The sequence below is a fragment of the Nonomuraea sp. NPDC049625 genome, from assembly GCF_040675285.1.
Taxonomy (GTDB): domain Bacteria; phylum Actinomycetota; class Actinomycetes; order Streptosporangiales; family Streptosporangiaceae; genus Nonomuraea; species Nonomuraea angiospora_A.
Window position 1 is genome coordinate 619,404 of sequence record NZ_JBFAOQ010000003.1, and the last position, 13,325, is coordinate 632,728.

Sequence of the window (13,325 nt, forward strand, 5' to 3'; positions counted from 1 at the left end):
TTTACCGAACATTCGGTCAGTTGACAAGGGAGACCTGCGTTGGAGAGCGCGCGTCGCATGATGGACGCCGACACCGCCTCCGCCGCCCTGGGCATCGAGCTGACGGAGCTCGGCGAGGGCCGGGCGGTGTGCCGCATGACCGTGACCGACCAGATGATCAACGGGCACGACCTGTGTCACGGCGGCTACGTGTTCCTGCTGGCCGACACCGCGTTCGCGTGCGCCTGCAACAGCCACGGGCCGGTGACGGTGGCGGCGGGCGCGGAGATCACGTTCGTCTCCCCGGCCCACGCGGGCGACGTGCTGGTGGCCGAGGCCGCCGAGCGCACCCGCTACGGCCGCAGCGGCATCTACGACATCACGGTGCGCGGAGCGGCCGGCCGGGTGGTCGCCGAGTTCCGCGGCCGCAGCCGAGAACTGAGACAGGTGGAGGGCTGATGAGACTCGGCGATCCCCCCGCGCCGGAAGATCTCGATCCCATCGAGCGGGCGTCCCGCGACGAGCTCATGTCGATCCAGCTGGAGCGGCTCCAGCGGACGCTCACCCACGCCTACCAACATGTCCCGATTTATCAGCAAAAATTCGACCAGGCGGGCGTGCATCCGAGCGACTGCAAAGAGCTCGCCGACCTGGCGAAGTTCCCCTTCACCACCAAGCAGGACCTGCGCGACACCTACCCGTTCGGCATGTTCGCCGTCCCGCGCGAGCAGGTGGCCAGGATCCACGCCTCCAGCGGCACCACGGGCACGCCCACCGTGGTCGGCTACACCAGGCACGACCTGGACGTCTGGGCGGACGTCGTGGCCCGCTCGATCCGCGCCTCCGGCGGCCGGCCGGGCGACATCGTGCACGTGGCCTACGGGTACGGCCTGTTCACCGGCGGGCTGGGCGCCCACTACGGGGCCGAGCGGCTGGGCTGCACGGTGGTGCCGGTCTCCGGCGGCATGACGCCCCGGCAGGTCCGGCTCATCACCGATCTGCGGCCCGACATCGTCATGGTCACGCCGTCGTACATGCTGGCCCTGCTGGACGAGTTCGAGCGGCAGGGCCTGGACCCCCGCGCGTCCTCCCCGCGGATCGGGATCTTCGGCGCCGAGCCCTGGACCGAGCGCATGCGCGCGGAGCTCGAGGACCGCTTCGACCTGCACGCCGTGGACATCTACGGCCTGTCGGAGGTGATCGGCCCCGGCGTCGCGAACGAGTGCGTCGAGACCAAGGACGGCCTGCACGTCTGGGAGGACCACTTCTACCCGGAGACCGTCGATCCCCTCACCGGGGAGCCCGCGCAGGCGGGCGAGCTGGTCTTCACCAGCCTCACCAAGGAGGCCATGCCGGTCATCCGCTACCGCACCGGCGACCTGACCAGGCTGCTGCCGGGCACCGCCAGGCCCGCGTTCCGGCGCATGGAGAAGGTGACGGGCCGCACCGACGACATGATCGTCCTGCGCGGCGTGAACGTGTTCCCGACCCAGATCGAGGAGCTGGTGCTGCGCGTGGAGGGCCTGTCACCGCACTTCCAGCTCCACCTGACCCGCCCGGGGCGGCTCGACGTGATGACGGTCAGGGTCGAGGCCCGCCCCGGCCTCGCGAGCCGTGGGGAGGCCGGGGAGGCGCTGCGCCGGGCCGTCAAGGACACCGTGGGCGTGAGCGTGGAGGTCGAGGTGGTGGATCCGGAGACGCTGGAGCGCTCGGTCGGCAAGCTCAAACGAGTCATCGACAAGCGGGATAATTAAGACATGGCCTCTCCGACCCCCACCCGCCAGCGCAAGCGCGGACACGACCCGGAGTCCGTGCTGTCCACCGCCGTCGGCGTCTTCAACGAGCGGGGCTACGACGGGACGAGCATGGAGGACCTGGCCAGGGCTCTCGGCGTGACCAAGTCGGCCATCTACTACCACGTGCCGGGCAAGGAGCAACTGCTGGCGCGGGCGCTGGACCGGGCGCTCGACGGGCTGTTCGCGGTGGTGACCGACGAGCGCGCCGCCTCGGGGCCCGCGATCGACCGCCTGGAGTGGGCCGTCCGGCAGAGCGTGCGCATCCTCGTGGACCGGCTGCCGTACGTGACGCTGCTGCTGCGGGTGCGCGGCAACAGCAGCACCGAGCAGGCCGCGCTGGAGCGGCGGCGGGAGTTCGACAGGTTCATCAGCCACCTGGTCAAGGAGGCGGCGGCGGAGGGCAGCATCCGGCCGGACGTGGACCCGGCGCTGGTGACGCGGCTGCTGTTCGGCGCGGTGAACTCGATCACCGAGTGGTACCGACCGGCGCGCGGGGCCTCGGCGGACGACCTGGCCGACGCGCTGCTCAAGATGACCTTCACCGGCCTACGGGTCTAACGCGTCCCGCCGCGGAGGATCGACCTCGGGGGTCTCGGCGCCGCGGGGCAGCTTGACGCGCAGGTCGTTGCGTACGGCCTCGCCGAGTTTCTTGGTGGCGATGCGGTTGAGCGCGCCGCCGGCGATCGCTCCCGTGAGGAACGGGCCGAGCGTGGTCAGGTGGCGGCCGAGCGTCCGGAGGAGGCGGTTGCGCAGGGCGGTCTTGGTGGCCGCGCCGAGCGCGAGCGAGACGGACGTGGGCGTGAGGGGGTCGATGCCACGTTGTCTGGCCCATGCGGCCGTGAACGCGACCGCGCGCTGGGTGCCCGAGCCCTCGACGCGTACGCCGTAGACCTCGTGCAACTCGGCCAGGAGCTTGACCTCGATGGCGGCGACGACGATGGTCTCGGCGACGAGTTGCGCGGGGGCGGAGAGCAGAAGGGGCGGTGCGGCGAACTCTGCCGCCGCGAGCGCTCCGCCGATGGCGCCGACCGTCATCGTGGCCTTCTGGGCGGTACGCACCAGGTCGTCGGCGAGTTGCTCGCCGGTCAGGCCGTGATGGTGCTCGGAAAGGGTGTGCAGGTCCCTGATCGGGATGCGCGGCGCGATGTTGAGAAAGACGTCCGCCAGCCAGCGGCCCCGGCCCGCGCCCGTGGCGCGTGCCTTCTTGGCCCCCTCGGACAGCGCGCGGGCTAGTCGGCCGAGCAGCCTGCGCCGCTCGGCCGGCTCCAGCTCGCCGGGCGCGGTGAGCTTGCCTACGAGCTCGCCGACCTCGCGTTCGGGGCCGGCGACCTCGTTGTCTGGTTGCTTGTCCTGCTCAGGTACGGCCACGCGTTGCCTCCGTCCTCATGGTCGCGATCACTCACGGTCGGGCTTCGTCTCCCTACCCCGAGCTTTTCGCTCCAGTCGATTAGGCGGCGCACTCCCGGCAGACCTGCTGGCCGTTCTTCTCGGAGGCCAGCTGGCTACGGTGGTGCACCAGGAAGCAGCGCGAGCAGGTGAACTCGTCGGCCTGACGGGGGATCACCCGCAGGGAGAGCTCTTCGTTCGACAGATCCGCACCGGGCAGCTCGAGCGACTCGGCCAGGTCGGTCTCGTCGATGTCGATGCTGCCAGACGACTTGTCGGTGCGCCGCGCCTGCAACTCCTGGAGGCTGTCCTCCCCCAGGTCGTCGTCTGTCTTGCGTGGGCTGTCGTAGTCGGTAGCCATTGTGCTTACTCCATCCCCCTCATCTATATGTCCTCGCGCTCATCGCGCGTCTTCTAACGTCCAGGAAGCCCATCTTGTGCCCGTTCCGCCGGGGAGATTTCCCATGGGTACCCCGCGGGAACGGACGACGAACCTCCCAACACGTCAGGGCCTGCTGCCGTCGGCAATGGTTAGCCAAATATGGCGAAACCCACAGCCTTGGCGCCATGCACCACCGTGTTCGACGGCACATCCAACCACATGTGCGGCGTGAATGAGACGCCCCCCACGCCTCAACACGGGCACCAACACACGGACGAACGAGCCGGAGCAAGACGATCTCAGCGTCTCGGGAGCCGAATGGTCACGACGAGCCCTCCACCATCACGTGGCACCGCGGCCACATTTCCACCGTGAGCCTGAACCACCGCACGAACGATGGACAGCCCCAGCCCCGATCCCTTCGCCGAATCCACGCGGTCCGCGTGGAGCCTCCTGAAGGGCTCGAACAGGCTGTTCACCTCGTACGCCGGGACATGCTGCCCTGTGTTGGCCACCTGAACAACCAAGGCACCGTCCGCCATTCCCGTCCGGATCCATACTTTTCCGTTTTCAGGAATGTTGTACTTGACCGCGTTCTCCAGGAGGTTGCTGACCGACCGCTCCAGGAGCACCGGATCGCCTATGGTAGGCGCGCTGACCAGTTCGGCCGTCACGGTTACCCCGTGCTCCTCGGCGAAGGCCGTCACCTGTTCCACGGCCGTCTGAGCGACTTCCCGGACATCGACCGGTTTGCGTACGGCGAGTTCGCGCTCGCTCCTCGCCAGCAGCAGCAGTCCCTCGATGAGCTTCTCGTTACGCGCGTTGACTTCGAGAAGGGTACGGCCGAGCGCTTTGAGATCCTCGGACGCCTCGGGATCGGACAGGGCGATCTCCAGGACGGTCCGGTTAATCGTGAGGGGAGTTCGCAATTCGTGGGAGGCGTTGGCCACGAATCTGCGCTGGGTGTCGAAGGCGACGTTGAGCCGGGTGAGCATGGCGTCGAACGTGTCGGCCAGCTCCTTCAGCTCGTCGTTGGGGCCCTGCAGGTCGATGCGCTGGTGGGCCAGGGTGCTCTCGGACAGCTTGCGCGCCGTCGCCGTCATCTGGGCCACCGGCCGCAGCGCCCGGTCGGCCACGAAGTAGCCGATGATCAGCGCCAGGATGCCGACGCCCATCAGCGCGAGCAGGGAGTTGCCGAACAGCGCGTCCCGCGCACGCTGGATCGCCAGCGCCTGCATGTTGTGCCAGGCGTTCTGGAGCTGCTCGTCCGCGCTGGGAGGCAGTCCCAGATCGATGGTCGGCCAGGCCCAGGTGATCGCCGATCCGACGATCATGTAGACCGACCCCAGCAGCACGGCGGCCGCCACGAAGACGAGCGCGCCGTACGTGAGCGTCAGCCGCCACCGGATGCTGACCTTGGCGGGCAGCTCCCTCATCCGCTCCAGCGGCGTGCGCTGGGTCTGCTCCGCGGGCGGCGGCGGGCCGTCCCAGGCGGGCGGCCCGCTGGGTGGTGGCGCCTGCTGCACGCGCGTCGCCTTCCTCGCCGAATGCGGGCTGATCATCGGATGCGTCGGCCCCGCCTGGAGCTCCTCCGACCTCTCCATCACGGGGCCTCCCCCGCGACGGCCGTGCGGCGTTCAATGGATCGCCGTTTTCTCACAGTTTGTACCCAACCCCGGGCACAGTCTCGATCACCTGAGGCTCGCCCAGCTTCTTCCGCAGCGTCATCATGGTCACGCGGACCACGTTCGTGAAGGGATCGATGTTCTCGTCCCATGCCTTGTCCAGCAGGTCCTCCTGGCTGACCACGGCGCCCTCGGCCCGCATCAGCTCCTCGAGCACCGCGAACTCCTTCTTGGTCAGCACGACCTCCTTGCCGTCGCGCTCCACCAGCCGCTTGCCCGGGTCGAGCCGGATGCCGCCGCGCTCCAGGACGGGCGGCAGGGCGGGCGCGGAGCGGCGGCCGAGCGCGCGCACCCTGGCGACCAGCTCGATGAACACGAACGGCTTGGCCAGGTAGTCGTCGGCCCCCAGACCGAGACCCTCCACCTTGTCGTCCACGTCGCCCGACGCGGTCAGCATCAGGATCCGCGAGGCGCTCCGCTGCTCCACCAGGCGACGGCACACCTCGTCGCCGTGGACGACCGGCAGGTCGCGGTCCAGCACGATCACGTCGTAGTCGATGTAGGAGGTCCGCTCGAGGGCGCCGCCCCCGTCGTAGGCGACGTCGACCGCCATGGCCTCGCGCCGCAGCCCGGTCGCGATCGCGTCGGCGAGCACCCGCTCATCCTCAACCACCAGCACCCGCACGCCTGATGCACCTCTCTCCGATTCTGGTCACTCATTCTGTCCACAGCCTCGATAAGCGCACGGTAAGGCATGTTCAGAGGTGGGTGACCCCCCGGTCAGGGAGAGGAGCACAAAATTCATGTTTCGGGGTGCGACGGGCCGGGGTATGCCTGCGGGACACCCATCGCCCGGACATCACCCGGCAATGGGCGTACTTCGCCCAAGAGCATGGATCGGACCCCAGAGAGTAGGTGAGATGGGCGAGTTCACGACTACGATCGAACACCGCCTCGACCAGGCTTATAAGGGCCTTCGGGAGGCCCGTAGCGTCGGCGACGAATATCTCGCTGACACGCTCACCGCCGAGATCGAGGACCTGCGCAGGCTGGCCGACGATCACGGCATCCCGTTGCCCCGCTGACCAAGCGCGAACGGCCGGAGCCCGCGGGGGCTCCGGCCGTTCGCGTTCAGGCGTCCCGTTCCGGGTTCTGCGCCGCCAGCAGGTCGTGCAGTTCCTCGAAGAGCCCCGGCGCCGCGCAGAGCGCGAACTCCGGGCTCACCGGCCTGCCGTGCAGGCCTTCGAGCCTGGCTCCCGACTCGGTCGCCACCAGGCCGGCCGCGCCGTAGTCCCACGGGTTGATGCCGCGCTCGTAGTAGGCGTCCACGCGGCCCGCCGCGAGCGAGCACAGGTCGATCGCGCACGAGCCGCCGCGCCTGATGTCCCGCACCCGGGGCAGCACCTCCGCGACCACCTGGCCTTGGACCGCGCGCCTGCTCACCGCGTAGCCGAACCCGGTCGCCACCAGCGCCTGCGCGAGCGGCACGCCCGTGTTGCAGCGCAGCCGCTCGGCGCCGAGCCAGGCGCCCTCGCCGACCGCCGCGGTGTAGACCTCGCCGCGCGCCGGCAGGTTGACGACCCCGGCCACGACCTGTCCGTTCACCTCGACGGCGATCGACACCGCCCACTCCGGCAGGCCGTACAGGAAGTTGACGGTGCCGTCGATCGGGTCGACGACCCAGCGCACGTCCGAATCGCCGGGCTTCTCCCCGCCCTCCTCACCGAGGATCCTGTCGCCGGGCCTGGCGGCCAGGATGCGCTCGCGGATGAGCTCCTCCGACGCCTTGTCCAGCGCGGTGACCACGTCGGTGGGGCTGGACTTGGTCTCGATCTCCTCGGACATCGTGGGCCGCTTGGCGAGCAGCATGTCGCCCGCCTCGCGCGCGATGTCCTCGGCCAGTCTCAGGAAATCCGTCATCAGGCCACCGAGTCCGGACGCTTCCACTCCTCGCCGAGCACGTGCTGGGCGAGGAAGGCGAAGACGGTCTCGTACCAGGCGACGATGTTGCCCGGCTTGAGGATCCAGTGGTTCTCGTCGGGGAAGTACAGGAACTTCGACTCGACCTCGCTGCGCCGCAGGTCCCACCAGAGCCGCAGGCCCTCGCCGATCGGCACGCGGTAGTCCTTGTCGCCGTGGATGACGAGAAGCGGCGTGGTGATCTTGCCGAGGGAGTTGTGCGGCGACAGGAGCTGGTACCGCTCGGAGCCGGGCTCGCCGAACTCGCGCTGCCAGTACATGGAGGCGTCGGTGGTGCCGGCGAACTGGTCGAGGTTCCACAGCGACGCGTGGGTGACGATGGCCCTGTAGCGGTCGCTGTGGCCGGCGAGCCAGTTGGCCATGTAGCCGCCGTACGAGCCGCCCATCGCGCCGATGCGCTCGCTGTCGATGTCGTCCCTGGCCAGGGCCACGTCGACGATCGCGTCGAGGTCGGCCTGGGTGCGCGGGCCCCAGTTGCCCCAGCCGCGGTCGATCATCTCCTGCCCGTAGCCGGTGGACAGGCACGGGTCCGGCATGAGCACGGCGTACCCGCGCTGGGTCATGAGCCACACCTGCCAGCGCCACTGCCAGTCGTTCCACGAGGCGACCGGGCCGCCGTGGATCCACAGCACGAACGGCGCCGGCTCGTCGGCCGAGGCGCCTTCGGGCAGCGCGAGCCAGCCGCGGATCGTGGCGCCGTCGTCGGCGGTGGCGGAGATCTCGGTCAGCGTGCCCGGCGCCTCGGGGCGCGGCCCGGGCGAGGGCAGGTCGACGATCTCGCCGCCGGCCACGTCGATCCTGGCCGGGCCGGGGGCGAGGGCGATGCCGCTGCGCAGCGCGTAGACGGAGCCGCCGTCGAAGGAGACATTGAGCCCGGTGTACGCGGCGTCGTCCAGGGTGAGCCTGGTGCTCTCCCCGTCCAGCGGGACGCGGAAGATCGGGCGGCGGCCCTGGTGGTCGGCCACGATGTAGACGGCCGAGGAGTCCGGCGCCCACTCGATGTCCGCGGGGAACAGGTCGGGCGCGTAGGCGCGGCCCTCGCCGGTGGCCACGTCGGCGATCCACAGCTCGCTGCGCGCCGAGACCTCCAGCCCGGTGAACCGGTCGCGGGCGCAGGCCACCCTGGAGCCGTCGGGCGAGATCGCGAGCGGGCCCGTGAAGTCGAAGCCGTCCTCGGTGAGCACCGTGCGCCGCTCGCCCGAGGCCACGTCGATGGCCACCAGGTCGGTACGGCTCTCACCCTTCGGCAGGTACGTGCGCCAGGTCGTGAACACCGTGGCGCCGTCCGGGCTCAGCTCGAACGAGGCGTCCCGCAGCCCCTCCCCCGCGTCGGGGGTCAGCTCACGCACGTCCTCCAGGCGGTCGCCGCCGAGCCTGGCGGCGAACAGCCTGGTGCGGCCCGGGCCGAGGTCGTGGTCCCAGAAGCGGATCGGGTAACCCTCGTGCAGGATGGCGCTGATCCCGGCGTCCTTGCGGGCCTTGCGCCTGTCCTCGTCGGCCGCCTCCTCGCCGTCGAGCACGTCGGCGGAGAACACCACGACGTCGGCGGCCGTACGCACCGCGCCGATGCCGCCGGGGCGGGTGACCACCTGGCGGGCCTCACCGCCCGCGCGGGGCAGCAACCAGAGCGCGGGCACCTCGTCGGAGGAGTCCTTGACGGTGGGGTCGGGGCGGGCGGAGGTGAACAGCACGTCGCCCGCGGCCGTGAAGACCGCGGCCGACTCGCCCTTGGCCGAGCGGGTCAGCCGGTAGGGCTCGCCGTCGACCGGAATCGCCCAGAGCGCGGTGCCGTAAGACTTGCCGTCGGGGTTGAGTGACTGGACTGTGGAGATCAACCTGGAGCCGTCGGGGGAGAGCTTCAGCGAGAGAACCCGGGGGATGGCCACGTAGTCGCGTATGTCATTGAATGCGCTCACTCCACCGAACCTACCTCGCAGCATAGACCGCCCGCATACCCCAATACTGTGGTCACGTGGGAACTTACGACGCGTTGCTGGTTCTGTCGTTCGGCGGGCCCGAGGGGCCCGAGGACGTGCTGCCGTTCCTGGAGAACGTCGTGCGCGGCAGGGGGGTGCCGCGCGAGCGGCTGCTCGAGGTGGCCGAGCACTACCAGGGCTTCGGCGGGGTCAGCCCGATCAACCGGCAGAACCGCGACCTGGTCGAGGCGCTGCGCCCGATCGCCGGCGTGCCCGTCTACTGGGGCAACCGCAACTGGCACCCGTTCGGCGAGGACACCGTCCGCCAGATGAAGGCCGACGGGATCAGGAAAGCGGCCGTGTTCGCGACCTCGGCGTTCGCGGGCTACTCGAGCTGCCGCCAGTACTACGAGGACATCGCCAGGATCTCCGTCGAGGACGGCCCTGAGCTGGTCAAGATGCGCCACTTCGGCGACCACCCGGGGTTCGTGGCCGCGATGGCCGACCACACGCGGGCCGCGCTCGAACGGCTCGGCCGCGACGACGCCAGGCTGGTGTTCACCGCCCACAGCATCCCCGTCTCCATGGCCGAGACCGCGGGCCCCTCGGGCGGCCTGTACGAGGCGCAGCTCCGCAGGAGCGCCGAGCTGGTCAGCCAGGCGCTCGGCCGCACGCAGCCGTGGGACCTGGTGTGGCAGTCGCGCAGCGGCCCGCCGCAGGTGCCGTGGCTGGAGCCGGACGTCTGCGACTTCCTGCGCAAGACGGACGCCGGTTCGGTCGTGCTGGTGCCGATCGGGTTCGTCTCCGACCACATGGAGGTCGTCTACGACCTCGACACCGAGGCCAGGCAGGTGGCCGCCGAGCTGGGGCTGCCCATGGAGCGGGCGGCGACCGCCGGCACGCACCCGCGCTTCGTCCAGATGGTGCGCGAGCTGATGGACGAGCCCGAGCCCGTCCCCTGCGCGCTCACCTGCTGCCCAGCTCCCCGCAGGCGCCCTCAGGCGTAGGTGCGGGCGTAGGCCTGGGCGATCCCCATGACCTTGTTCACGTAGTCCCACGAGTGGTTGTAGAACCAGATCGCCTTGCGTAGCTTCTCGCCGCCCTGGCCGGCGCCGTTGGCACACAGGTAGTTGGCGGCGCCGGGCACCGCGTCGTACGGGCTCCAGATGTCGGACTTGCCGTCCCCGTCGCCGTCCACGCCGTAGTGCTTCCAGGTGGCGGGCATGAACTGCATGGGCCCGAGCGCGCCCGCGCTGGACGGGCCGTTGTTGCGGCCGTGGCTGCTCTCCACCTGCCCGATCGCCGCCAGCACCGTCCACGACAGCCCCGGGCAGCGGGTGGCCGCCGCCTTGTACAGGTCCAGGTAGCTGCCCGGGCGGCCCACGTTCACCGTCGTCTGGGGCTTCTGCTGCTTCGGCGTACGGTGCGCCGCGTCCAGCATGACGACCTGCGAGCCCTTGCCGAGCACCTTGCGCACCCCCGCCTCGCTGATCTTGCCGGCCTTGCCGTGCAGCAGCACCGCGACCCCCGGCGCGAACCCCAGCGACCTGCCCAGGTCCGCGCTCACCAGCCCGTCCACGCCCATGAGCCCGAGCGTGGCCGAGGCCGCCACGCGCAGCCGGGGACCGCCGTCCACCTGGTACATGCCGCCCAGGATCATCCCGAACTTGCGCATCGCGCCCGCGTCGGCCACCAGCTCGCCCCTGGCCAGCGCGCTCCACACGGCGGGCTGGTCGGCGACGGGCTGCGGCGTCCAGGAGCGGAAGTCGGCGGGATCGACGGCCAGCAGGTTCAGGCCGGTGCCGGCAACCTTGACCGCGCCCGCGTCCACCACGGCCACCTTCTGCACGTACTTCAGCCCGCTGAGCGCGAACCTCGTGCTCTTGGGGACCGTGCCCGCGGCGATGGCCAGCACGCGCGGCGGCGTCGCGGTCACCCCGGCGCCGCCCTGGCCGAAGTCCTTGACCGGCGCGGCCGTGGGCACGAGCTGGTCGAGGCGCGGCGAGGGCTGCTGCGGCCGCTGCGTGGGCTTCCTGCGCACCGGCTCGTTCGCGGTTTTGACCAGGTCGTCGCCCAGGATCACGACGACTCCGCCGGCCGCGGCCGTGACCACGAGCACGGCGGCGACCATGAGGATGACCGCGCGGAACGAGGGAAGACCGGACACTCGGGACACGTTAACCCACTCGGCCGCTAAATCACTTGCCATACGGACATACGGTGCGCCATGGTTACTTGGCTCAAGTAAGGGGGAAACGGCGTGGTCGGGCCTTACCGAGGATTGTTCGACGGGCCCGGCGTCAAGGGGTTCGTCCTGGCGGGATTCATCGGCCGCATGCCGATGTCCATGCTCGGCATCGGGGTCGTGCTGCTGGTCTCCGCGCTCACCTCGTCGTACGCCACCGCCGGCGGCGTCGCCGCCATGACCAACCTGGCCTTCGCCGTGGCCGCCCCCATGTCGGGCCGCCTCGTGGACAGGTTCGGGCAGGGCCGGGTGATCCCGCCGTTCGCCGTCGTCAACGCGCTCGCGCTGGTCGCCCTGATGCTGTGCGCCGGGTTCGGGCTGCCCGACTGGACGCTGTACGCCTCGGGCCTGCTCGTGGGCGGCACCTCGCTGTCGCTGGGCTCGATGGTGCGGGCCCGCTGGTCGGTCATCCACGGCGGGTCGGGCAGGCTGCACACCGCGTTCGCCTTCGAGTCGGTGGTGGACGAGGTCATCTTCGTCACCGGGCCCGCGCTGGTCACGGTGCTGGCCACCGCCGTGAACCCGTACGCGGGGCTGGTCGTGGCCCTGGTCTGCATGCTCCTCGGCACCTTCGCGCTGGCGGCCCAGCGGCGCACCCAGCCGCCCGTGCAGCCGGTCAAGTCGGTGGCGGGCACTCCCATCCTGATCCCCGGCATCGCCCTGCTGGCGTGCGTCTACCTGGCGCTGGGCGCCGTTTTCGGCTCGGTCGACCTGATCACGGTGGCCTTCGCCGAGGAGCACGGCGTGAAGGGCGCCTCCGGGTTCCTGCTGGCGGCGTTCGCGGGCGGGTCGATGGTGTCGGGGCTGTGGTTCGGGTCGCGGGACTGGAAGATCTCGCTGCGCGGGCGGTTCGTGCGGACGCTCGCGCTGTTCGTGGTGGGGCTCATACCGATCATGTTCATCGGTGACGCGCGGATCATGGCGCCGGCCCTGTTCCTGGCCGGATTCGCCATCTCGCCGACGCTCATCACGGGCTTCTCGCTCACCGAGCGGCTGGTGCCTCCGTCCCTGCTCACCGAGGGCATGGCGTGGATCTCGACGTCGATCGGGTTCGGCGTGGCGGTCGGGGCGTGGGCCGGCGGGCGGCTCACCGAGATGTTCGGCGCGTCCAACGCGTACGCCTTCTCCTGGGGCGCGGCGATCCTGGCCGCGGCCGTGGGTATCGGAGGTTCGGGTTTGCTGAGACTTCCCGGGGCTCCTTCACCCGCCAAGAGTTGATCCGCTACGGTCGGGACATCCCTCGCAACACCCATCTCATTGGAAGCATTACCTATGTCCCGACAAATCAGTTCACTTCTAGCTATCGCGGCTGTCTGCGTCACCCTGGCCCCGGCGCCCGCCTTCGCACAGGCGCCGAAGAAGGCCGCGCCGGTCGACTGCGAGCAGGTCAAGTGCCTCGCGCTGACGTTCGACGACGGGCCCGGCCAGTACGCGGGAACGCTCCTCGACACACTGAAGAAGTACGACGCGAAGGCGACGTTCTTCCTCGAGGGCCAGTACGTCAAGAGCCGCCCCGCGTTCGTCAAGCGCATGGTGGCCGAGGGCCACGAGGTCGGCAACCACAGCTACAGCCACCCCGACTTCACCAAGTCCGACGCGGGCGCCATCAGGAACGAGATCAAGAAGACCCAGGACGCGGTCAAGAAGGCTTCGGGCGTCGAGCCCAAGCTGCTGCGTCCGCCGTACGGGCTGGCCGACCTGCAGGTCGCCGACGTCGCCACGGAGTTCGGCATGCCGATGATCCTGTGGACCGCCGGCTCCGAGGACTGGTCCAGCAAGAACGTCGACGCCATCAAGAAGAAGACCATGGAGGTCGCGCAGCCCAACGGCATCATCCTGATGCACGACTGGGTGAAGCAGACCGTGGACGCGATGCCGGCCCTCATCAAGTCGCTCCAGAAGAAGGGCTACCACCTCGTGACGGTCTCCGACATCGTCAAGCAGCAGAACCTGCAGCCCGGCGACATCTTCCCGGTTCCCGCCGGCTGGGAGAAGTGAGTATCGTTCGCGTCTAAC

14 protein-coding genes are annotated in these 13,325 nt (G+C 70.0%); 7 read left to right on the forward strand and 7 right to left on the reverse strand.

The annotated features are described in order from the left end of the window. Positions 1–57 precede the first annotated feature (57 nt). From paaI to AB0J87_RS16395, 3 genes are read left to right on the forward strand one after another with little or no spacing between them, the layout of a single operon-like run. Entirely contained in the window at positions 58–438 is a 381-nt protein-coding gene (gene paaI / locus AB0J87_RS16385; protein WP_350723237.1) for a hydroxyphenylacetyl-CoA thioesterase PaaI, read from the forward strand. Then, positions 438–1,733 (forward strand): phenylacetate--CoA ligase PaaK, encoded by a 1,296-nt coding sequence (paaK, locus tag AB0J87_RS16390; protein ID WP_363965951.1) that lies wholly within the window; start codon positions 438–440, stop codon positions 1,731–1,733. The genes paaI and paaK overlap by 1 nt, the downstream gene beginning before the upstream one ends. Positions 1,734–1,736: 3 nt before the next feature. Beyond that, on the forward strand, positions 1,737–2,333 hold the full coding sequence (locus tag AB0J87_RS16395) for a TetR/AcrR family transcriptional regulator (RefSeq protein ID WP_363965953.1): 597 nt from the start codon (positions 1,737–1,739) through the stop codon (positions 2,331–2,333). Here the strand turns inward: AB0J87_RS16395 and AB0J87_RS16400 are convergent. The 4 genes from AB0J87_RS16400 to AB0J87_RS16415 all read right to left on the reverse strand — a co-directional run bounded on the left by AB0J87_RS16400 (position 2,322) and on the right by AB0J87_RS16415 (position 5,853). Further along, a complete protein-coding gene (locus AB0J87_RS16400; RefSeq protein ID WP_350722893.1) occupies positions 2,322–3,143 on the reverse strand; it encodes a hypothetical protein in 822 nt (273 codons plus the stop codon). The genes AB0J87_RS16395 and AB0J87_RS16400 overlap by 12 nt on opposite strands. A gap of 79 nt (positions 3,144–3,222) precedes the next feature. Then, a complete protein-coding gene (locus AB0J87_RS16405) occupies positions 3,223–3,522 on the reverse strand; it encodes a DUF4193 domain-containing protein (RefSeq protein WP_020542847.1) in 300 nt (99 codons plus the stop codon). Between the two features lie 320 nt (positions 3,523–3,842). Then, complete coding sequence (locus tag AB0J87_RS16410; RefSeq protein ID WP_363966610.1) at positions 3,843–5,147, reverse strand: HAMP domain-containing sensor histidine kinase; 1,305 nt, start codon at positions 5,145–5,147, stop codon at positions 3,843–3,845. A gap of 52 nt (positions 5,148–5,199) precedes the next feature. Then, positions 5,200–5,853 carry a response regulator transcription factor gene (locus AB0J87_RS16415; RefSeq protein WP_350722895.1) on the reverse strand — a complete coding sequence of 218 codons (654 nt, stop codon included), beginning with the start codon at positions 5,851–5,853 and terminating at the stop codon, positions 5,200–5,202. Between the two features lie 235 nt (positions 5,854–6,088). On the opposite strand from AB0J87_RS16415, the gene AB0J87_RS16420 reads away from it, so the two are divergent. Continuing rightward, positions 6,089–6,253 carry a hypothetical protein gene (locus tag AB0J87_RS16420; RefSeq protein WP_165959788.1) on the forward strand — a complete coding sequence of 55 codons (165 nt, stop codon included), beginning with the start codon at positions 6,089–6,091 and terminating at the stop codon, positions 6,251–6,253. 46 nt (positions 6,254–6,299) lie between these two features. Here the strand turns inward: AB0J87_RS16420 and AB0J87_RS16425 are convergent, their stop codons facing one another. Both AB0J87_RS16425 and AB0J87_RS16430 read right to left on the reverse strand, forming a co-directional pair. After that, positions 6,300–7,088 carry an inositol monophosphatase family protein gene (locus AB0J87_RS16425; RefSeq protein WP_363965955.1) on the reverse strand — a complete coding sequence of 263 codons (789 nt, stop codon included), beginning with the start codon at positions 7,086–7,088 and terminating at the stop codon, positions 6,300–6,302. Next, positions 7,088–9,064: a S9 family peptidase gene (locus tag AB0J87_RS16430; protein WP_363965957.1), complete on the reverse strand. Its 1,977-nt coding sequence runs from the start codon at positions 9,062–9,064 to the stop codon at positions 7,088–7,090. Before AB0J87_RS16430 ends, AB0J87_RS16425 begins: the two co-directional genes overlap by 1 nt. A gap of 56 nt (positions 9,065–9,120) precedes the next feature. On the opposite strand from AB0J87_RS16430, the gene AB0J87_RS16435 reads away from it, so the two are divergent. Then, positions 9,121–10,071 (forward strand): ferrochelatase, encoded by a 951-nt coding sequence (locus AB0J87_RS16435; RefSeq protein WP_363965959.1) that lies wholly within the window; start codon positions 9,121–9,123, stop codon positions 10,069–10,071. On the opposite strand, the gene AB0J87_RS16440 is transcribed toward AB0J87_RS16435, so the two are convergent. Then, on the reverse strand, positions 10,062–11,231 hold the full coding sequence (locus AB0J87_RS16440; RefSeq protein WP_363965961.1) for a lytic murein transglycosylase: 1,170 nt from the start codon (positions 11,229–11,231) through the stop codon (positions 10,062–10,064). The two genes, AB0J87_RS16435 and AB0J87_RS16440, sit on opposite strands and share 10 nt — an antisense overlap. Positions 11,232–11,324: 93 nt before the next feature. Here AB0J87_RS16440 and AB0J87_RS16445 point away from each other — a divergent pair, with 93 nt between their 5' ends. Next, the gene (locus AB0J87_RS16445) at positions 11,325–12,527 is read left to right on the forward strand and encodes an MFS transporter (protein ID WP_363965963.1); all 1,203 of its coding nucleotides are present in this window, start codon (positions 11,325–11,327) and stop codon (positions 12,525–12,527) included. A gap of 54 nt (positions 12,528–12,581) precedes the next feature. Continuing rightward, positions 12,582–13,307, forward strand: coding sequence for a polysaccharide deacetylase family protein (locus tag AB0J87_RS16450; protein WP_350722907.1), 726 nt, complete (start codon positions 12,582–12,584; stop codon positions 13,305–13,307). The last annotated feature ends 18 nt before the right edge of the window (positions 13,308–13,325 follow it).

What these genes read in the sequence shown, in the direction of transcription:
- paaI (WP_350723237.1), top strand. Translation starts at nt 58, where the DNA reads ATGATGGACGCCGACACCGCCTCCGCCGCCCTGGGCATCGAGCTGACG.
- paaK (WP_363965951.1), top strand. Translation starts at nt 438, where the DNA reads ATGAGACTCGGCGATCCCCCCGCGCCGGAAGATCTCGATCCCATCGAG.
- AB0J87_RS16395 (WP_363965953.1), top strand. Translation starts at nt 1,737, where the DNA reads ATGGCCTCTCCGACCCCCACCCGCCAGCGCAAGCGCGGACACGACCCG.
- AB0J87_RS16405 (WP_020542847.1), bottom strand. Translation starts at nt 3,522, where the DNA reads ATGGCTACCGACTACGACAGCCCACGCAAGACAGACGACGACCTGGGG.
- AB0J87_RS16410 (WP_363966610.1), bottom strand. Translation starts at nt 5,147, where the DNA reads ATGGAGAGGTCGGAGGAGCTCCAGGCGGGGCCGACGCATCCGATGATC.
- AB0J87_RS16420 (WP_165959788.1), top strand. Translation starts at nt 6,089, where the DNA reads ATGGGCGAGTTCACGACTACGATCGAACACCGCCTCGACCAGGCTTAT.
- AB0J87_RS16425 (WP_363965955.1), bottom strand. Translation starts at nt 7,088, where the DNA reads ATGACGGATTTCCTGAGACTGGCCGAGGACATCGCGCGCGAGGCGGGC.
- AB0J87_RS16450 (WP_350722907.1), top strand. Translation starts at nt 12,582, where the DNA reads ATGTCCCGACAAATCAGTTCACTTCTAGCTATCGCGGCTGTCTGCGTC.